Source organism: Candidatus Erwinia haradaeae, assembly GCF_900698955.1.
GTDB classification, from domain to species: domain Bacteria; phylum Pseudomonadota; class Gammaproteobacteria; order Enterobacterales; family Enterobacteriaceae; genus Erwinia_E; species Erwinia_E haradaeae_G.
The window spans coordinates 171,710-193,758 of record NZ_LR217720.1 but is presented as its reverse complement, the minus strand read 5'-3'; the positions used below and the strand labels follow the sequence as shown (position 1 = coordinate 193,758).

The window sequence follows — 22,049 nt, the reverse complement described above, 5'->3', positions numbered from 1 at the left end:
CCCCTCCAATTAATACAGATTTTTACGCCTGCAGATTTCATCTTTTAATTGCATCAACCAATCGTGAGTGTTGATACAACCCAAATTCTTACCACTTCGTGTACGCACAGATATTGTTCCTGTTTTGACCTCTCTCTCACCGCAAATTAAAAGATAGGGCACGCGACGCAAAGTATGTTCACGGATCTTAAATCCGATAGTCTCATTTCGCAAATCTGCTTTTACTCGAATACCTATATTTTTTAAGGTATGAGTAAATTCTTGAACATATTTAATTTGACCCTGTGTAACGTTAAGCACAACAACTTGTAATGGTGCAAGCCAGGTTGGGAAAAATCCTGCATATTCTTCCGTTAAGATCCCAATAAATCGTTCCATAGAACCCAATATGGCACGATGAATCATTACAGGAACCTGACGTTTATTATTCTCTCCTATATACGAGGCATTTAAACGTGCAGGCAACGCAAAGTCTAATTGAATAGTACCACATTGCCATGCTCTGTCTAGAGAGTCATGCAGCGTAAATTCAATTTTTGGGCCATAAAATGCACCATCACCGAGTTGATATTCAAATAGAATTTTGTTCTCTTGAAGTACAGAGACTAAATCAGATTCTGAACGATCCCATAAATTCACATGACCAATAAATTTTTCTGGTCGCGTCGATAATTTAACGGTAGTTTTTTTGAAGCCAAAAGTATTATAAATCTCATATAACATTTTAATACAACCATTGACTTCATCGTGCACCTGTTCTTCCGTACAAAAAATATGAGCATCATCTTGCGTAAAACCACGGACACGCATTAATCCATGTAATGCGCCAGATAATTCATTACGATGACAACTACCAAACTCAGCCATACGTAATGGAAGATCTCGATACGATTTTTGACTCTGATTAAAAATTTGCACATGCCCAGGGCAGTTCATTGGTTTTATGCAGTACTCACGATTTTCCGAGGAAGTCGTAAACATAGCATCTTTATAGTTCTCCCAGTGACCAGTTTTCTCCCACAACCCTCTATCCATTATCAATGGACCTTTTACTTCTTGATAATCGTACTCTTCTAATCGACTACGCACAAATTTTTCTAGCTCACGAAAAATATTCCAGCCATCATGGTGCCAAAAAACCATGCCTGGCGCTTCCTCTTGCATGTGATATAAATTGAGTTGTTTTGCGATTTTGCGGTGATCTCTTTTTTCTGCTTCCTGTAATGAGACTAAATAACTTACTAACTGTTTTTTTGCCGCCCATGCAGTGCCATAGATACGCTGTAACATATGGTTCTTACTGTCACCTCTCCAGTACGCACCAGACACTTTTTGTAATTTAAAATTATTGCAGAAACGTATATTTGGCACATGTGGTCCACGACACATATCAATATATTCCTGATGATAATATAAACTTAAACTCTGCGTAGGGACAATATTTTCGTCTAAAATAGAGATTTTGTAAATTTCACCTCTTGCGGTAAAAATATCGCGCGCCTCCTGCCAACTGACATACCTTTTTATTACATCATAATTACTTTCAGCCAAATAATGCATTTTTTGTGCAAGAAGCGTAATATCATCCTCGGTGAGTGAATGAGTCAAGTCGACATCATAATAAAAACCATGTTCAATAACGGGACCAATAGCCATTTGAGTATTTGGCCAAAGCTGTTTAATAGCATGACCTAGTAAGTGAGCGCAAGAGTGACGAATAATATTTATACCATCTAAATCTTCTCCAGTAATAACACCCACAGTAGCATCTGATAATATTTTATCAGACATGTCAAGCATCTGCTGGTTGACCCTTCCAGCAACACATTTTTTTACTAGTTCTGGCGCCATGGCTATTACGATATCCATAACGCTGACGGGCTGATCAAATGACCTCTGCTTGCCATTAGAAAAGGTAATTAAAGGCATGAGACATCCTTAAACTGCAATACTTGATGTGCACACTTACACTATTGATTACAAGTGATGATAACACTAAAGTACTATTATCACTTTTATAGTAAAATGGCGCATGTATATTCAAAAATCAAATTTTACTGTATTGACGATGTTGTTATAGTTTGATTGTATTTCAACCATGATGATACAGTTTATGAAGCGGTGAACCACAATACTCTCTGAACTCCATGAGATGTACTATAAGATCTACAAAGAGAAAGTGCGATGTTGGTCCTAATATAGACAAACTACTAATACCTCACATTTCGTGCAGTCAATAGATTGTAAACAAATTATTATATTACTATCATTATTATACTAACATGAATGTTTCACATAAACCAAGTCTAAAATGCTACGTTATACCATGGTTACTTCACTCGCTGAAACATTAAATCCCATATGCCATGACCACAAAGCTCCCCTTTCTTCTCAAATTTTGTATATGGTCTAAATTCTGGACGTGGTATCCAAGTATTATTGATAGACTGATTCTGATAACCATCTATCGAACTCATAACCATAAGCATATGATGCGCATAATCTTCCCAATCAGTTGCTATATGTAATATACCGCCCAATTTCAGCTTTTTCAAAACTAGTTGTGCAAAAGGCTTTTGTATTATACGACGTTTATGATGGCGTGTTTTCGGCCATGGGTCTGGAAAAAAAATCTGTATTGTATGAAGCGAATCTAAAGGCACCATGTGATCCAATATTTCTACTGCATCATAATATGCTATACGAAGATTATTCACTTTAGCTTCCTGTGCTTTGAGTAAGCATGCCCCTACACCTGGTTTATAAACCTCAATACCAAAGAAGTTTCTATTAGAGCTCGCAGCAGCCATATTAACCAAAGAAGAACCCATACCAAAACCAATCTCTAATACAATTGGCGCTAAACGACCAAATAAATAAGTAAAATCAATTAATTGCCTCTGATATTCGACACCCATCACAGGCCATAATCTTTCTAACGCCTTTTTCTGACCAGGAGTACAACGACCTTGACGAGGTATAAAGCTTAAAATTCGATGGATGGGGCAATCTTTTTTATACACATATTGCGTCACGTTATGATTTACCATGATTGTTCTTAATGGCTATAAAATATAGAACCAAGTATAGTCTTTTAGACTTTTTGTGTGCAGCTAATAAGCGTATAATAAATGAAAAAGTTGTCATTGCGCTCAGTAACACACTTCAATACAATAATAGCGCGTCAACATATAATTAACGTCTTAGTACATATTATATCTCTGCAAAGCAGAGCCGCATAAATTTCTCTAACTATTTTCCCAACCCCTGTAATATACATCATCTCTAATGATAGTCATTTCGGATCAAATTAAAAATCTGATATCCATTTTCTATCCATTTACGTTGTAGTTAGTTAGTATTGAGTATGATTAAGGGTGTCTTGATCTTCTTAAAAGAATTTGTGATGACGTATGCTCATAATTAAAACATAAATTATAATACGTAAAATACATCTGAGTATATCAATCAAGCAAAAATATTTTTCTATAGGATAGTATTACAATAAGTAACACACATTATACAATAAATTTCCAAAATCTTGGTAAGTATTTTGAAGGTCCCATGTTTTATATATGAGCATAACACACCGTACAAAAAAACGGTGATAATGAAAAAGCTAATTTGTAAGGAAAAATACAGCATGTATGAATGGATTACGAATCCTGACACGTGGTTAGCTCTTGGAACACTAACAATCCTTGAGGTAATTCTAGGTATTGATAATATCATCTTTCTAATGCTAATTGTAGAAAAACTACCAAAGAAAAAACAACATTCTGCCCATTTTCTAGGCATGTCTGCAGCAATGGTCATGCGATTAATCTTGCTTACATTTATCACGCAGATCATGCATTATACTGATCCACTCTTTGCAATCACAGATCATAATTTTTCGGTACGAGACTTAATATTGCTATTGGGTGGGGTATTTCTATTCTTTAGCTCCAGCCTCGAACTTTATAATAGTGTCCAAGGTGTGTCATTTTCCACAAACACTCATACATACCCCTTTCTTGGAGCTATGATACAAATAATTTTATTAGATATCATTTTTAGTCTGGATTCCATTATTACCGCAGTTGGTCTATCTGACCATTTACTTATCATGATGACAGCAGTAGTGATTGCAGTTTTAGTAATGATGCTGTTTTCCAGTATGATTAGTGATTACATCAGTAAGCATCCATCAATAAAAATATTAGCACTCAGTTCTCTTGTTTTAATTAGCATGACCTTAATATTAGAAAGTGTCGGTATTCACATTACAAAAAGTTATATATATTTTGCAATGTTTTTTTCAGGATTAATAGAAAGCTTGGAAATTATACGTAATAAAAATGCTCTTCTCAACAGTAAAAATTAAAACGTTCATCTTCTTCTCAGATACTATCATGATGATTATATCGACAAACTAATCAATAACTAGATACATTTGAAAATTTCATCTGTATTAAGAACACCTTCATGGTTATCTAATACAATACATATTGTCACACAAAGACTAAAAAGAATCTATACCAATCAGAATTCTCTACATCCGTCATAAAAATAGAAAACCTTTTTCAGTAACAAAAGAAAGATGGTTATAAAATATAATGAGAAATGAAATGGTATATCACACTCCTGGTTATAGAATAGGAATTTTTAGAATAATCTCAATGCTATTAATGCTCTCTGCGGATCTTGTCTATATAAAATGAAACGCTCTCAAAATTAATCCATTTTTACCTACAAACTGCTTTTCATAAAACAGTGGCCCTTAGTTTCTATTATCATTGAATATACGCACGACCATACATTGAAAATGCAACATCACTATTTCTTTTATTTATACCTAGATATTTTAAGTCAATGGCCAACCACCAAGACGTTTCCAACGATTTACGAGTTCACAAAATAACTCTGCGGTTTGAATAGTGTCATATAATGCGGAATGCGCCTGACTATTATCAAATGATATACCAGCTGTAGTGCATGCTTTGGCAAGTACAGTTTGACCAAGTACTAGCCCGCTTAAAGCTGCAGTGTCAAACGTAACAAAAGGATGGAAAGGATTACGTTTAAGATTTGAACGTGCCACAGCAGCATTCATAAAACTCAGATCAAATGTTGCATTATGTGCCACAAGAATAGCCCTATTGCATCCGCTCTTATGTAACCCCTGACGGACTAATGTAAAAATAGCATGCAAAGCGTCTGATTCACAAACTGCACCACGTAGAGGATTCCCTGGATCAATACCATTAAACGCTAGTGCTTCAGGATGTAGTGTTAATCCAGGAAACGGCTTGACATGGAAGTGTAAAATAGCATCTTTTCCCAACCAACCATGACTATCCATTTTTAGCGTAATGGCCGCAATCTCCAATAAAGCATTAGTTTTAGCATCAAAACCTGCTGTCTCAATATCAATCACCACCGGATAAAAACCACGGAAACGACTACTTAGAAGTATATTCGACTGATTTAAATCATGCATTCATTAGAAATCTCATGTTCGAAAAAAGAAGTATACATTTATAGAAAGCGTTAATATTGGATATCGCACACTAAAACATTCTATCTAACTGTATGTTCGATAATGTACACCACATCTAACATTTATCTTATATGCGTTGTATCACTTTATGGTGATATTACGATACAATAAAATAATCAAGAAATAATTATATAACCATATTAAAAAAAACACACAAAGTCATATTAATAATATTTTCATAAAATCTATCACAACTGATAACTTCTTAATATTATTTCCGTTATAGAAACGTTCTATGACATTACAGGTATCATCTTTTACTGTGTAAATTAGTTGTACTACTGATCGCTAAGTATATCATAAAAACTAATATCATATATTTAATGCAAAAATAACAATGTACAATACACGTATGCTATGGAAACTATTATGAGCACAAAATAAAAAATAAAGATAACAAAACATTAATGATAATAAGTATCATACACCGATTTGTGATGTCGATAATTATATGTACATATAAATTATAAAATTAAAATATCAGAAACTATTTTCACTTTGAATTAATATAATGACGTAAAATTATTTTTATAAGATGTTATTCTACCTATTATAGTAATACATATGCTATCTGTTACAGATTAACATCAATGATAGAAGACTTCATTGCTATGAAGACCTCTTATCTTCTTGCATTATATCATAATAATATAACATGATTTCTGAGGCCGATATGCATCATGCCTTATGTTTATAGCTTTACTCTCACCTAAATATACACTCTGCATTTAGAATAAAAAACGGGAGATGTGTTACAAATAACGTCTTTATACATTCTTGAGTGCTTGAAGTAACACGATCTGATATTTTGTAACATTTATGGTGTTAGTTCACATAAGAGTAGCTTTAAGCGTAGAATACAGTGTTCACGCTTATCATCCATATTTGAACTAATATATGCATATATAAAATATATTCGAAAAATATGATGCGATAACAAGATAAATAATAATCGCCGCATGTAATAAATGTTCTATAACGATATACATTTTAAACTGTCACTTATGATGCTATTTGCATATCAATCATAGATACCTTAATACAGAACTAATATATTTCCGGACAAATTTATTTAAAATATCACAAGAACACCCTTATCTTGAGCATTCTTGTATGCACTATTGTCACATATATATTAAAATAGTATGATATTATTAGCATATACGATGTTCCATAATTCTGACTTCTATATATCTATATAAAAATAATACTAAGAATATAAAATGATTATATCATCTGTAGTGTAAACGCATACAATACTTGACTACTAAAACCATACTATGCTGTATATGGTTCAGTAAAAAAATTATGCAATTTTATTCATATGATATCTCACAGAAAACTATACATAGTTAACGCATATAAACACAGCACTGTCATGTAAATATAGATTATCTATCTGTTAAAATTAGACATGATACCCGTTAATAACGATTAAAAGATTTTTGTGCGTGATGAACTTTATATAAGTATCGACGTGACTCAGGTGTGGGATGTGTGTCTATTAGCATCTTATATACCTCTGAAGAAGAGAGTTTATTGATTATCGATAGAGCACGATCTTTTTTGCCAGAAAACACCCTCAGTACACTGCCTGCACCACCATGATAAGCGGTAATCACTGCATAAATACGTGAAATGGGATTCTTAATATCAGCAAAATAGTTATTTTGTAAAAGCGCAAGATATGCTGTCCCAACATCGATATTCTTTTCTGGATCCAGCAAGTATCTACGACTTGGTTGACCGTGTTTACCTTGCATGCGAAATACATCTAATCCAGCAGTATTCTGTACAACCTGCATTAATCCTACGGCATTAGAATGACTAACAGAATATGGATTAAAACTAGATTCAGTTTCCATGATGGCTAGAATTAAAGACTGAGCAATACCGTATCTCTCTGAAGCTTTTTTTACAATAGGTAAATATTTATGTGCACGCTGATCAAGATGGTTAGCAGTCATCGGAATCGTCACTGACCAGATTATATGCGAACCTGAATATCGATAATGTCTTCGATACTTCACTACATAATCAGCGTAATGAGCTGCATCATCCTGATGAATAATAGGCTGTCCGGTATTAGTTAATACCTGTCCATATAAAAGTGGTTCTGGATTAAGTGAAGTTTTTGTACTATTATAATCAATGTTTAGATCATAAGGGTCATCGCCAATAAGAAGAATACCAATAATAGCTTTCTTTAAACTGGCTATAGGATTAGTATTATCTATTGTTGATACAGTAATACGACCATCTGAAAAGTTAATATGACTACGAGTATGATACTGATCACTATATTTAATATAGTCTTTTGGTCCAGCAATCAGCACTTCCTTAATACCCCATATATTGTCAATATTATAAGCAAATTGCTCCATTAAGATATCAAAAGCATTGGTATCTTTGATCAACTCGTCGTGCAAAGTATTATGTGTCTCATGAGAACAAGACGTGAGTACAGGACAAATAAGACACAAAAAAATTAGATTATTATTCATATTTAGGAAAATCTATGTGCACCAAAAACTTTGTAAAAACTGATGCAGCTTTTTCTGTAATACATCCTATGAGCTTCAGTGTACGCTATTTAAATAAAAACTTCATCATCTCTTCTTCTATCAATTTTCGGTGTTCAATATCTAACATATTGAGTTTTCTTTCATTGATTAGCATTGTCTGTACTCCCATCCATTCCATCCATGCCTCTTGCGAGATCTCATTAAAAATTCGCTTACCTATGTCACCAGGATATAATTGATAACTCTGACCTAGGGAATAGCGTTTTAAAAACGTACAAAAAATAATACGACTCATAATGTCTCATCCATTTTTATATTATCTATACTACACATATGATTCTTTAATAAACGTACTTTTTTTAATAAAAAATCTATTGGAGCAGGTATCCCTATCATTGGAGGCTTAAATAAATTATACCAACAACCTGCGCCATAATTTATTTTCACGCAAAATGTTGGTAAACATAGGCGTATAGGCATCATTTCCAAATGAAAATGACTAAAAGTATGTTGGATAACTTCCATGTAGTGCGTGTAATTCTCATTAAGAAGTGCATGCCTATCCAAAGCAAGGCGTAGCTCAGCCTCAGTATTGTATTCAGGAAAAGAGAACAAACCACCCCACAAACCACATGGTGGTCTTTTATTTAACCATATCTCCTCTCCTCGTTGTATGAGAAGTAGCCAAATAGTACGACGCGGTATTTTTTTTCTCACTGGTTTTACAGGTAATAATTCTACAATATTACATTTCCGAACATGACAATCTATCCGTAATGGGCAAATAGTACATTTTGGACTGAAAGAAGTACAAAGAAAAGACCCTATATCCATTATAGCTTGATTAAACTCTCCAACATTATTAACTGGAGTAACTGCCTCACTAATACACCACAAACGTTTTTCTACCTCTCGTTTATTAGGTGAGTCTACAACACCATAAAAACGCGAAAGAACTCGCTTTACATTAACATCTAAAATTGGAAAATGTTTCCCTAATGCCAATGAGAGAATGGCTCCAGCAGTAGAACGCCCGATACCAGGTAGCTTAATTATTTCGATAAAAGTTTGCGGGAATGTCCCGGTATGCTCCTCAAATATAATCTTTGCTGCCTTATGTAAATTGCGCGCACGTGCATAATAACCAAGACCAGACCACAAGTATAATACTTCATCTAATGATGCTTGTGCTACATGTGAAATATCTGGAAAATATGCTATAAAGCGTATAAAGTAAGGTATCACAGTTGTGACTGTAGTCTGTTGTAGCATTACCTCAGATAACCAAACTTTATATGGTGTCTTATCGATCTGCCACGGAAGATTGTGGCGACCGTTCTTCTGATACCAACTGAGGACTTGTTGTGAGAAATGCAACTCCTGAATCATTTATATCCCGACTTCCTTTTCAGTATCCGATAATGTCTATCAAGCAAGTTAGTACCGGCCAATAATCTCAAAAAAATACAAAATCATGTGCTTATGATAAAGCTTCTAGCTCGTGTAATAAAAAAGTCATCTGGCTTCACATACTTCTTATTAAAACCCTACTATCCCATAGAAAATCTGAATCAACCACATTCGATATCGCTGCCATCCTCTTGTGAGGACCTACTTCCTCATTGATTACCAATATTATGAGCATGCTATGTACAGCATATTTTAATATGCCAATGCTAGCAATGCTACATTATTCATATAATGCATGCCTTAATACATATATATAAGCTCCAATAAATACACGTCTCTACAAATATCAATCTTCTCGTAGCAGAAAATATTTTATACAAAATAATACATTACGTTCCCCATATACAGTCAAGACAAATCATGATGATACATCAGAATTGACATGCTTATATTATTATCTGAATAAAATCCTCTTACTTCATGCTATCATTTGTTAATTAAACCTAACACACAAAATGTTTCTTGTAAGATAGTTATCAGCCACAAGTAATGTCTGTATACATCATAGGGTCACTAACATCAAGTACTGAAATACAAGCACCGATTAAAATTCACGCAACAAATTAAAGTGTAATTCAAATATAATATGTACTAAAATTATTTATAAGGTCACAAAAATACATATATTTAGTATCAGTAAATAATCATCCTGTGTGCTCACCACACGAGTAATAAGCAATGAATAACTATTGTTATATACAGTGTAAACGATCTCCACTGATAAAATATAGGCTCTTCTATGTCTAAAAATGTCGTATTAGTTTTAAATTGCGGAAGCTCTTCCTTAAAATTTTCTATTCTTGATCCCCATGATGGACAGGAATATCTTTCTGGTATAGCTGAATGCTTCCACCTCGAAAACGCTCGTATTCATTGGATATTCAATGAAATTGATATGACAAATGAATCACACCTAGGATCTGGTGCAGCACATAAGGAGGCATTAAGCTTTATTGTAAACACAATTCTAGCCTCAAAACCTGCACTATCAGAAAAAATTACCGCCATAGGACACCGCGTTGTTCACGGAGGGCGAAATCTGACAAAGTCCTCTGTGATTAATAACACATTAATTCAAGATATTCACAACGCCTCATCATTTGCCCCTTTGCATAACCCAGCACATATAGTGGGTATCAATGAAGCACTCACACATTTCCCACATTTATCTCACAAAAATGTTGCGGTATTCGATACAGCATTTCATCAAACAATGCCGGAAGAGTCTTATCTCTACGCATTACCGTATTATATGTATAAAGAGCACGGCATTCGCCGTTATGGTGCTCATGGCACTAGTCACAGATATATTACTCAAGAAACAGCTAAAATTCTAAAAAAACCAGCATCTGAACTTCATATTATTACTTGCCACCTGGGTAACGGTAGCTCAATTGCTGCTATTCTTAACGGTCAATGCGTAGATACCTCTATGGGACTGACACCACTTGAAGGTCTAGTGATGGGTACTCGTAGTGGGGATATTGACCCATCGATTATATTTTTCCTACACGACAAACTAGGAATGAATATAGATGCTATCAATCATATGCTTACTCAAAAATCTGGCCTACTCGGGCTAACTGAAGTAAGTAGCGATTGTCGTTATCTAGAGGAAAACTATACATGTAACGCTAACGCTAAACGCGCTATGGATGTATATTGTCACCGACTAGCAAAATATATTGCATCCTATACGGCACTCATGGAAGGCCATATAGATGCCATTACTTTTACTGGGGGCATTGGAGAAAATTCTTATATGGTACGTCAGTTAACGCTCAATAAGCTTAGCCTCCTTGGCATTAGAGTAGACTATGACCGTAACGTATCCACTCGATTTGGTCATTCTGGTTTTATAAATCAAGAAAATAGTCTCCCTATTCTTGTATTACCGACCAAAGAGGAATTGTTGATTGCTCAAGATACCATGCGACTAATAGGATAATGCTTTTATTTATTGACACTGACCACAAAGAGGGTCATATAGTATATGTGGCATCATATCTTTATAGGGTAAGATAAAACGTATAAATTATCTCGATAGCATCACTGAATACGATAAAATCATTAAGCTTGACATTTTTAAGGGGCCCTCTATTTAGAGATAGATTAAAAGTATTAAGAGAGCTTCTTATACTGTTCTATAAAACTTAAGAAAGATTTAATGGAGAAATTAACTGTGCGACGTGCTATTATTTTTATTCCAACAGATACTGACATAAGTCTTATAAATATTTTATCTGGGATTGCAATTGCAGCAAAAAATACAGGAATGCAGTTGTGTATTTTTACCCCCATTTCTTCAATAGCGTGTAACGCCGCACAGGAAAGTCTTCCAAAAGATACAGCGAAATATTCATTGCATAAAATTATACCAGATTTTGCTATTCCAATGAGCCGCGTCAAAACCCTGCTGCAATCTGATCAGATTGATATTCTTATGGAAGAGATTGTTGCGCATTATAGTGATAATACTGATGAAGATACGATTATACTGGTCGAGGGTCTTAGCGTTAATGATTCTCGCCCATGGGCTTTACGTCTAAACCAAGAAATGGCAAATACACTTAATGCTGAAATAGTCTTTGTCACAACAATAAAAAGTGATGAGTCCTTATCTCAAATTCAAGAAAAAACAGCACTCATATATGCTAGTCTAGAGGATCACACAAACATTGCCGGTATTATCATTAATTGCATAGATTATCGCTTCAAAAATATCACACATTTTTATCAAAACACATCCCATACTTTTAAGTACTTTAATCATCAATCTCCATCCAATATAGATATACAAAACTTAATCACTACAAGCAAATTGCCAATTTTAGGATATATACCATGGAGTGTAGAATTACTAAGCCCTCTCTCCATAGACATCTTCCATTACTTAAATGCAACTGCTATTCAAAATGGTGACTCTCGACGTATTACCGCAATAATATTTTGCTCACAAGATCTAACAAAAATTATAGAGCATTTACCAGCAGGGTCATTACTAGTTATATCTGCTGAACGTCTAGATTTATTTCTAACAGCATACTTAGCGGCAACAGAAGATACAGAAATTTCTGGCATTATATTAACAGGTAACTATGCCATTTCCCTCACTATTTTACAGTTATGCAAAAGAGCTTTTCCAACTGGTTTACCGATATTTCAAGTGATGACTGATACCTTGCAAACAGCACAGAATTTACAGAAATTTATCCGAGAAAAATCTACACATGGCATGCAAAATAATTGTAATACACACACCACCAATGTAGCTCGTCATATTTCTACTGCATGGATTACATCCTTACAGCAATCTTCTAACAAAATAAATAACATCTCCCCAGCGGCATTCAGATATCAATTAACTCAGGCCTCTCGCCTGGCTGGCAAACGTATTATACTTCCAGAAGGAGATGAACCCCGCATCATTCAAGCAGCCTCCATAGCTGCTGAACGCGGCATGGCTACCTGTATACTATTAGGGAATAAAGAAAAAATTCAAAATGTCGCGTCAGAACTAGATATCACACTTGGAACTAGTGTTCAAATCCTCGAACCAATTGATATACGTGAAAACTATATACACCGTTTAGTAGAGCTAAGAAAGCATAAAGGCATGACTACCTGCATAGCCCAAAAACAGCTAGAAGATAATACAATACTAGCTACAATGATCCTTGAGCGCGGTGAAGTAGACGGCCTCGTTTCTGGAGTCAGAAATACTACTGCAAATACTATTCGACCAGCATTACAACTCATTAAAACAGCACAGAATAACTTGTTAGTATCTTCAGTTTTCTTTATGCTTTTGCCTCAGCAAGTCTTGGTATATAGTGACTGCGCTATAAACACAAACCCTAATGCACAAGAACTAGCGGAAATTGCTATACAATCTGCCGATTCTGCACTAGCATTTGGTATCGAACCACGTGTAGCAATGATTTCCTATTCTACTGGTGACTCGGGGTCTGGAAAAGATATTGATAAAATTAAAGAAGCAACTCGTATCGCTTGCGCAAAGCGTCCGGATCTATTAATAGATGGACCCTTACAATATGACGCAGCGATTATGATGGATGTAGCAAAATCTAAGGCACCATACTCACCTGTAGCAGGAAAAGCTACCGTATTTGTGTTTCCAGACCTGAATACAGGTAATACTACCTATAAAGCAGTTCAACGCGCAGCAAACATCAATTCTATTGGACCCATGCTACAAGGCATGCGCAAACCAGTAAACGACCTGTCAAGAGGGGCACTCGTTAAGGATATTTTGTATACTATTGCTCTTACAGCCATCCAAGCATCGAAATTGGAATAAAATCATGAGCATGTTCTTTTTAATCAAAACTTTATGCACTAACACTCACTATGCGATGATTACAGATCGTATCTGTATATCATTGCAGTGATATAAGCACGATATATCGTATAACTGTATAACTAGTTGCATTCTACTTCGGCAGGGATATTTTCATAAACTATTTACTCTATTGGCACTAGCATACTAATGCTAATATTTAAATACCCCTCCATGGTATGTCGTAACACTCACACAACATTTATCCTAAATGACATCAGGATAAAATTGTCTATTGACAAAAAGAAAAAAGAAATTCTTTCAATATTTATCACAATAATTTTACATAGACTCACGTCACTATAAAAGAATACTAAACTTACCACGCACACCTATTACATTCTTATAATTGGTGTTTCTAACTAACCATGTAACTCCTGTTATTCTATTCTCTTATAAAGCGTATAAAAAAGACCACATCCGTATATTATCAACATGTTTTCACAGCACTTTATACGTTTAAAGCAAGAATAATACTTACCCCTCTCTGAAAAAGCAGGTTTCAATACCTATTTTGTACACACAAGTACTAATATCATCATTTCAAAGAAAATTTTTATCTTTCATATTACCGATTCTTACCTGAGTATAGTAAATGTTTCTCCTATTTATTAGCTAGAAAAAGAGTGCATACAAGCCAATTTTTGTAATATATGCTATAGTAATAGACTAGATGGGTCTCAAAAGTAAACCACCCAGCAAATGCACATGGAGATGATATATCTCTTGTCCGGCATTTTTATTACAATTTATAACTAAACGATATCCATCTGCTGATACTCCCTCATCTTTAGCAATTTTTGCTGCTATTAAAATCATGTGACCTAAAATAGATTCATGACGAGAAGAAATGTCATTGAGGGTTGGAATTAAAACATTCGGTACAATTAAGACATGTGTAGGAGCGCAGGGAGAGATATCACGAAATGCTGTAACTAATTTATCCTGATATAGAATATCCGCTGCAATTTCATGACGAATAATTTTGCTAAAAATAGTTTCTACAGACACCTTACACTCCTGTAATCTAATGATATCGCAATTCTGTTTAAATAAAGTTATTTATATGCTTATGATTATAAAATCATAAAATTATTTTATATTTTAGATTTTCATTTACGCCTAATACACATTGTGTTAATACACAGAATGCCAGAAATATATCTTCTATATTCCAAGGATTGCATGTACGGTACAAACCGGCCAATATTCTAAGAGCAAAAATAATTCTTCATGTGAAAATATATTATACAAAGTCAAAAATAATAGGAGAAATGGAATTATGTTGATGTACTAGACCTCCATCTTATGGAAGCGCGAATGTCTATATGAATTAATAAAAGCTATAGCGTATTACATTCAAGAAACTAATAATACTATCTTCGATTAATTCATGCCTCCTTTATCAATCTATACATGATGCATGCTACCACGACATAAATAGTAAATATCATACAACAAATATCGTAAGATCAGATCATATAAACATCACAGAAAAATCATATATCAAAATCATTATAATAGAAATGCGATTTATCTAATCTAGATTGTGGCTAAATACAACAAAAGTTGCATTGATTTTATACAGACAGGTAAGAATGCAATATCGATAAAAATGTTAAAGATATATTTGATTGATAATGATATGCGTATAGATTAAATCGTTAAGATCTAGAGGATTAGTACGTTTATCAATAATCTATCTCTACTGTTCCAACATAATGATGTTACATCTGCTCCATATTACCTGTCTAGACAGTATTAATAAATACCAAACTAGATACTTATGTATTAAGCCATAAGGCCTATATATTCCGACACAGAATAACATCACTTACTACAAGAATATGTCTTCACTCCGTACAGACAAATAATTATGTTGCATTACCATCTACCACCTTACCCTCTTGAAATCGTCTGCTGCAAGAAATGATTTCCTCTTTAGCAGAGACAGCGCCCTCCCAACTACTTACTTCGACCCATTTTCCTTTTTCCAATACTTTGTATTGCTCAAAGAAATGTTGTATTTGACTACGTAGTAACATGGGCAGATCCTGTATATCTCTAATAGCCTCATACTCTTGCGTCACTTGTGTTACTGGAACAGCAATAATCTTAGCATCTGGCCCTGACTCATCAGTCATTTTAATTAAACCAACAGGACGACAGCGGATGACCACACCAGGTCGTAATGGATACGGCGTTGGAACAAGAGCATCTAGTGGATCTCCATCTTCAGATAAAGTCTTATTCATATAACCATAATTACAAGGATAAAACATAGTAGTTGCTATAAATCTATCTACAAATAATACCCCAGTCTCTTTATCCACTTCATATTTTATTGGATGCGAATAAGATGGAATCTCTATAATAACATAAATATCATCCGGTACATGATATCCAGTTGGCACATATTTAAGGCTCATGGTTTTTCCTTTTCAATCTAAAATGTCTCGACTTCTTTCAAGGATCTATAATTTATGTATGTCTACTGATGCTATGCACTGACATTTTATAGAAAAAATATTCCTATTTTAATTAAACGAACAGATAAATATATGAGGTTAGATTATATTAGTGCAATGATATATTACAGATGACGTGATTAACGATTAATATATTTCCTGAAGCTATATGAGGTGTAGTAAAGACGATTAAGTATCATCTGGTGTCATACAATTGCTGATATGCATATAATAAACATCATGTATTTTCAGGGAGAAATCTCTCATGGGAGATACGGATTATGATCGCTCAGCATACTATATCTCTTTTTATTCTCTGATGTACTGGATATTTTCTGAACATCCAAACATATAGCTCCGAGGATATTGAGATTGTATCAATATTATGTCACATACCAAAATTACCACACCTAAAATTATTTTAGATATCTTCCAATATCGTATAATTGACATTAACATTTGATAGCAGCATAAGTACTCTGACAACTTTAATAATCTTCATGATAACACCCAGATATCTATCAAAACTTTTTGTAGATAGTTCTTTTGCATCCTAATAAAATTTTACGATTATAGAGTTGTACCTGACGAAACCGATACGCTTCTAGCGACGTTATAGGGATGAAGCAGGTCATATTTTATAGAAATAGCATTAATAAATACACGCAGATATCACAAGAATACGCATACATCGCTCAATTACATCCCTCTTCAACACCACTACCGATCTATCGGATACAGACTAATTAAAGCATATGCGATATAAACACATTAACCAAAAAAGATAAAAATATAAACACTCATTCATATGACATGTAATTTGCTAATAACAGTGCCATATTTTCGTACAACATCACACAAGAACTACAAATCGTGATCAAACGGAGCGTACTATTACTCAATAATATGTATTATGTACAGCATAATAAAAATGATGTAAATGCATCAAAGTCTACAAAAGTAGAAAATATATGTATATAAATGACAAATACTACTATTGCCTCAGTGACGTTATTATAGTTATAAATCAGTAAGAATTAAGTGGATATGACAGACAAACAGATAACCTAGATAAAAATAACATTACCAATGCGTACAAGGAAGACAATATACATTTTTTGATCGAACCAGTGATCATTTGCAGATTTCTAATACTATTCTTAATATGTTCAAAGATCCATATTATCCCCTTGTAATCTCTCTATATGCAATGCACATACATATAATAGTATTTTAAGACATACCATACATGAAACCTACATGTTAGATACTCTGATGAATTAAAATTTTGTGACTACTAGAATTTATGTCTTATTACAAATAAAATTGCTATAATATGAACATCCCTCATTACTTATGGGATTTTTGGTTACAAAATATTTCTTATTGTGATAATTATTAGAGTACTCATATCTATTCATATCACACTTTCTCACTATACTGGAATTAGACGATGAGCTATAAACTACCATCTTTACCTTATGAATATGATGCATTAGAACCATATTTTGATAAGCAAACCATGATATTACATCATACCAAACATCATCAAACTTATATAGATAAAGCTAATATAGCTTTAGAGGGTACTGATTTTACAGATCTCAAAGTGGAAACTCTCATTTCTAGACTAGAGAAACTACCGAATAACAAAAAACAATTATTACGTAATAACGCAGGAGGACACGCTAATCACAGCTTCTTTTGGAAAATTTTAAAACCCAATACCTGTTTACAGGGTAAGTTAAAGCAAGCAATTGAAAAAGATTTTGGCAGTATTGAAAAATTTAAACATACTTTTGAAACAATAGCATCTTCTTGTTTTGGCTCTGGGTGGTCCTGGTTAGTTCAGAAAAATAATAAATTAGCAGTGGTTTCTACTGCTAATCAAGATAGTCCGCTGATGGGAGAGTCCATCTCTGGTGTATCTGGTACACCTATCTTATGCCTAGATGTCTGGGAACATGCTTACTATTTACAGTATAAAAACCAGCGCCTGAACTATATTAGAGCTTTTTGGAATATAGTAAATTGGGATCAAGCCACCGTGAATTTTTTAGAAAACCAATCATGCATCTAGATAGATGCAGTATATATCACTTATACTGCCAGGGGTTAATAAATCCCGCCAAGTATATACATACTATTACAACTCATCATTATCGTATACTCATACAACACGGCAATTACGAATGCTTGATATTTTAATAGTGGCGATCGTTAACAATAACCAATAGGGGTATCCACTGATCTTGTGGCATACCTCTATAATACTGTTGAGAATACTCACATGGAAAAACATTGAATATTCTAGTGTTTTTATGATATGTAAATTTAATAAAACAGTATTACTACAGCAGCGTAAAGTATAAGAAGAAGTCTATGCTGACCTTTAGCACCCTGCTACACATATTACAAATGAGGACTTTAATGGTATTTCATAAAATACTTCTCACAAATCTAACACTACTCACGCTACTCAGCGGATGTTCGTGGATTAGTAACACAGATCATTTTAACAAAAAGTCAATGCTTTCAACTATACAAAATCAATTGGCACCCGTAAAAATTTGGAGTAAAACAGTTGGGGATGGCGAGCCACATTCTGATTCAACATTGCAGCCAGTAGCCTCTAATAATACTGTTTATGCTGCTGACCCAAGTGGAATCGTTACAGCACTAAATGTTATTGATGGAAAAGAGAAATGGAAAATTAATCTCGCAGAACGCGCGGGTTTATTTTCTAATAAAATGCCCGCATTACTATCTGGCGGGCTAACCATTCATGATCATGCTCTTTATCTTGGCACTGAAAATGCTAAAGTTTTTGCTCTTAATATTAGGGATGGTTCTATTATCTGGCAAACTAATGTAATGGGTGAGGTATTATCTTGCCCAGTAGTTAGTGATAACATAGTTTTAGTGCATACCAGTAATGGTATGTTACAAGGTCTTAATCAGTTTAATGGTGTTGTAACATGGTCGCTTAATCTTGATGTATCAGAATTTAATCTTAGGGGACAATCTTCTCCCGCTATTTCATACGGTACCGCTGTTATAGGAGGAGATAACGGTAATGTAAGTGCAGTGATGAGCAATCAAGGAAAACTGATATGGCAACAGAGCATTACTAAAAAAAGAAGCACTACTACTGGCGTTAATCGATTATCTGATATAGATACCACTCCTTTAGTAATGAATGGCATCGTATATGCTATAGCATATAACGGTGATTTAACGGCACTCGACTTACAATCAGGTCGCATTCTATGGCAGCGCGACATTGGATCGGTACATGGTATGGTTCTAGATATAGATCGTATATTCCTTGTAGATAAGGAGGACAGATTAATGGCGATAAATATTAAAAATGGTACTAATATTTGGCGTCAGAGTTATTTACTGCACCGACATCTTACACCACCAGCATTATACTCTAATCATGTAGTGGTGGGTGATCAAAAAGGATATATATATTGGATTAATCCTGATAGTGGTCGAGTAGTTTTTCAAAAACAAATAGATCCTACAGGTTTTGCAACTCAACCAATAATCACCAATAATAACTTTTTACTTATGATTCAGTCAAAAAGTAATCAAATTCATGCGATTATGAATGAATAGTATTTCCAAATATACAATACATACCATGTCAAATATCTTCTACTATATTGATATTGCCTTTGAGGTGGTCTGAAAATCTATAGCTATCACTTGCGTTCCTGTCAATTACTCTCATGCACATTTTGCAAACATCATTCACAATTGACAAGTGATAGCTAATAGTGATCTTATCATCTCTGTTAAGATGTTTTATGCATTGAATACACTGTTTATTATTTTTTGTGTGTGATGTCTATATTTAATGTAGACATACTAGTCAGCGGCGTATACATCCTCACTATGAGCATTGAAGAGTTTTAAAAATATTTGATTATTTATAAAAACTATACCCCTCTCATAGCCAATATTTTTACTATAGTTATATTGAATATACCATAATTTATAGTTTAATAGAGGACAATAAAAATAAAAAGACTTAATAACTTGCGTTAATTATCCGCAAAGTACAATTTTTGATTATGCATCATGTATTATTAGATGTGTCTCGAAGGTTATATATGGATGTATGACTTGTTTTAGAAAATATTTCTCTAAGTATAAACCTGTTTTCTATTTTAAAATTTATCCATCTTGATGTATTTCTCTCTAAGAGAGATATAACGTGTAGAAAAATATACCAATTAATACATTTTGGATGTCAATTTCTAAATGACTGATATATATTTTAATATACTGTACGCATGACTCAAAACACAACCCCTATCCGTAGGCACTCATATAGAGGCTAATATAAAAAATGAGATATTTAGTAATATTGTCGTCTATATAATACTAGTCTAGTATGACTACGTTTACATGGCATGCTACTTTTCCAGCATGCTTATTTTACCGATATTATTATAATAGATCATCTTCTCGCGCAAACAGTGCTTCTATAAAATTTTTAACCTGAAAAACACGTAAATCTTCTATAGCTTCACCACACGTAATATAGCGGATAGGAATGTCAAATTGATCTGCTAGAGAAAAAATCACACCACCCTTAGCTGTACTATCTAATTTTGTGACTGTAATACCACTGACACACACAGCCTCATGAAAAAGTTTAGTTTGGCTTATAGCATTTTGTCCGGTACTAGAATCAATAGTTAGCATCACCTCATGCGGTGCCGTAGCATCTTGTTTTTTTATAATACGGATAATTTTTTTTATCTCAGCCATCAAATGCGCTTTATTCTGCAGACGACCAGATGTATCTGCAATCAAAACATCTATCTTATTTTTTTTAGCAGCTTGCATCGCATCAAAAATGACGGCTGAAGCATCTGCGCCATTTTTATGTGAGATCACAGGAATATTATTACATGACCCCCATATTTGTAGTTGCTCAATAGCCCCGGCTCGAAATGTATCTCCTGCAGCCAGCATCACTGATTTACCTGCATTTTTAAATTGATACGCTAACTTTCCAATAGTAGTGGTTTTACCAGCGCCATTCACGCCTATCATTAACATGACAAATGGTAATTTTCCTGACACGTCCAGATTTTTCTCTACTTGAGAAAGAATTTGAGATAAATTAATTTTTAACTGATGATACAATAATTCCACATTATCCAGTTTTTTATCACTCACTTGAGTCTTTAAATTGCTTAAAATGTGATCAGTGGTCTTGACTCCAATATCAGCAAGCAAAAGCTGCTCCTCAAGTGCATTAAAAAGATTGCTATCAATTGTTCTGCCGCGGAGTAAATGACTTAATCCTAAACCAAAATAATGACGTGTCCGCTCTAAGCGAATCTTGAGATGATTTAAAAATCTATTTTTGATAGTAATACGCCCCTTTCTGCTCATATGATATAGATCTATCAAGAATATTATTCCAAACGAATACGAAAAGAATAATGTAATTTTTTCTAATACATAAAGATATATTCTTATCGTATATATACGTTACACTATTGATCTTTATCTATTTATATTATCTCTTAGGAAATAATCTGCGAAAATTATACTAATCATCTATCTCTCCTGTATGTATTGTAAAATAAATATATACATTTATCAACCCTTCACTAACGAAGCAGGATACTAGATCTAGTCAGATTTTCATCTTCTAT

At 33.9% G+C, this 22,049-nt stretch carries 13 protein-coding genes and 1 pseudogene; 5 read left to right on the top strand and 9 right to left on the bottom strand.

What is annotated here, in order from left to right:
* Positions 1-9 precede the first annotated feature (9 nt).
* Positions 10-1,929 (bottom strand): threonine--tRNA ligase, encoded by a 1,920-nt coding sequence (gene thrS / locus ERCILAFE3058_RS00625; RefSeq protein WP_157989566.1) that lies wholly within the window; start codon positions 1,927-1,929, stop codon positions 10-12.
* Positions 1,930-2,330: 401 nt separating this feature from the next.
* Positions 2,331-3,050, bottom strand: a complete 720-nt coding sequence (gene trmB, locus ERCILAFE3058_RS00620) for a tRNA (guanosine(46)-N7)-methyltransferase TrmB (protein WP_157989565.1) — start codon at positions 3,048-3,050, stop codon at positions 2,331-2,333.
* A 593-nt stretch (positions 3,051-3,643) separates the two neighbouring features.
* Here trmB and ERCILAFE3058_RS00615 point away from each other — a divergent pair.
* Entirely contained in the window at positions 3,644-4,366 is a 723-nt protein-coding gene (locus ERCILAFE3058_RS00615; protein ID WP_157989564.1) for a TerC family protein, read from the top strand.
* Between the two features lie 480 nt (positions 4,367-4,846).
* On the opposite strand, the gene rnt is transcribed toward ERCILAFE3058_RS00615, so the two are convergent.
* The 4 genes from rnt to mutY form a co-directional block, all read right to left on the bottom strand.
* Entirely contained in the window at positions 4,847-5,482 is a 636-nt protein-coding gene (gene rnt / locus ERCILAFE3058_RS00610; RefSeq protein ID WP_157989563.1) for a ribonuclease T, read from the bottom strand.
* Positions 5,483-6,966: 1,484 nt separating this feature from the next.
* On the bottom strand, positions 6,967-8,046 hold the full coding sequence (gene mltC, locus ERCILAFE3058_RS00605) for a membrane-bound lytic murein transglycosylase MltC (RefSeq protein WP_157989562.1): 1,080 nt from the start codon (positions 8,044-8,046) through the stop codon (positions 6,967-6,969).
* A gap of 85 nt (positions 8,047-8,131) precedes the next feature.
* The gene (locus ERCILAFE3058_RS00600; protein WP_157989561.1) at positions 8,132-8,362 is read right to left on the bottom strand and encodes an oxidative damage protection protein; all 231 of its coding nucleotides are present in this window, start codon (positions 8,360-8,362) and stop codon (positions 8,132-8,134) included.
* Positions 8,359-9,453: an A/G-specific adenine glycosylase gene (gene mutY, locus ERCILAFE3058_RS00595; RefSeq protein WP_157990042.1), complete on the bottom strand. Its 1,095-nt coding sequence runs from the start codon at positions 9,451-9,453 to the stop codon at positions 8,359-8,361. The genes ERCILAFE3058_RS00600 and mutY overlap by 4 nt, the downstream gene beginning before the upstream one ends.
* 823 nt (positions 9,454-10,276) lie before the next feature.
* On the opposite strand from mutY, the gene ERCILAFE3058_RS00590 reads away from it, so the two are divergent.
* Entirely contained in the window at positions 10,277-11,485 is a 1,209-nt protein-coding gene (locus tag ERCILAFE3058_RS00590; protein ID WP_157989560.1) for an acetate kinase, read from the top strand.
* 234 nt (positions 11,486-11,719) lie between these two features.
* Positions 11,720-13,858: a phosphate acetyltransferase gene (gene pta / locus ERCILAFE3058_RS00585; RefSeq protein WP_157990041.1), complete on the top strand. Its 2,139-nt coding sequence runs from the start codon at positions 11,720-11,722 to the stop codon at positions 13,856-13,858.
* A 708-nt stretch (positions 13,859-14,566) separates the two neighbouring features.
* On the opposite strand, the gene ERCILAFE3058_RS00580 is transcribed toward pta, so the two are convergent.
* A complete protein-coding gene (locus ERCILAFE3058_RS00580; protein WP_157989559.1) occupies positions 14,567-14,908 on the bottom strand; it encodes an HIT domain-containing protein in 342 nt (113 codons plus the stop codon).
* Positions 14,909-15,771: 863 nt separating this feature from the next.
* Positions 15,772-16,326 (bottom strand): inorganic diphosphatase, encoded by a 555-nt coding sequence (gene ppa, locus ERCILAFE3058_RS00575; RefSeq protein WP_157989558.1) that lies wholly within the window; start codon positions 16,324-16,326, stop codon positions 15,772-15,774.
* Between the two features lie 1,492 nt (positions 16,327-17,818).
* On the opposite strand from ppa, the gene ERCILAFE3058_RS00570 reads away from it, so the two are divergent.
* Positions 17,819-18,445: a Fe-Mn family superoxide dismutase gene (locus ERCILAFE3058_RS00570; protein WP_157989557.1), complete on the top strand. Its 627-nt coding sequence runs from the start codon at positions 17,819-17,821 to the stop codon at positions 18,443-18,445.
* 350 nt (positions 18,446-18,795) lie between these two features.
* Complete coding sequence (gene bamB, locus ERCILAFE3058_RS00565; RefSeq protein ID WP_157989556.1) at positions 18,796-19,989, top strand: outer membrane protein assembly factor BamB; 1,194 nt, start codon at positions 18,796-18,798, stop codon at positions 19,987-19,989.
* 837 nt (positions 19,990-20,826) lie between these two features.
* Here bamB and ftsY read toward each other — a convergent pair.
* Positions 20,827-21,756: pseudogene (ftsY, locus tag ERCILAFE3058_RS00560) on the bottom strand (signal recognition particle-docking protein FtsY); the annotation flags it as partial.
* Between the last annotated feature and the right edge of the window lie 293 nt (positions 21,757-22,049).

What these genes read in the sequence shown, in the direction of transcription:
- thrS (WP_157989566.1), bottom strand. Translation starts at nt 1,929, where the DNA reads ATGCCTTTAATTACCTTTTCTAATGGCAAGCAGAGGTCATTTGATCAG.
- trmB (WP_157989565.1), bottom strand. Translation starts at nt 3,050, where the DNA reads ATGGTAAATCATAACGTGACGCAATATGTGTATAAAAAAGATTGCCCC.
- ERCILAFE3058_RS00615 (WP_157989564.1), top strand. Translation starts at nt 3,644, where the DNA reads ATGTATGAATGGATTACGAATCCTGACACGTGGTTAGCTCTTGGAACA.
- rnt (WP_157989563.1), bottom strand. Translation starts at nt 5,482, where the DNA reads ATGCATGATTTAAATCAGTCGAATATACTTCTAAGTAGTCGTTTCCGT.
- mltC (WP_157989562.1), bottom strand. Translation starts at nt 8,046, where the DNA reads ATGAATAATAATCTAATTTTTTTGTGTCTTATTTGTCCTGTACTCACG.
- ERCILAFE3058_RS00600 (WP_157989561.1), bottom strand. Translation starts at nt 8,362, where the DNA reads ATGAGTCGTATTATTTTTTGTACGTTTTTAAAACGCTATTCCCTAGGT.
- ERCILAFE3058_RS00590 (WP_157989560.1), top strand. Translation starts at nt 10,277, where the DNA reads ATGTCTAAAAATGTCGTATTAGTTTTAAATTGCGGAAGCTCTTCCTTA.
- ppa (WP_157989558.1), bottom strand. Translation starts at nt 16,326, where the DNA reads ATGAGCCTTAAATATGTGCCAACTGGATATCATGTACCGGATGATATT.
- ERCILAFE3058_RS00570 (WP_157989557.1), top strand. Translation starts at nt 17,819, where the DNA reads ATGAGCTATAAACTACCATCTTTACCTTATGAATATGATGCATTAGAA.
- bamB (WP_157989556.1), top strand. Translation starts at nt 18,796, where the DNA reads ATGGTATTTCATAAAATACTTCTCACAAATCTAACACTACTCACGCTA.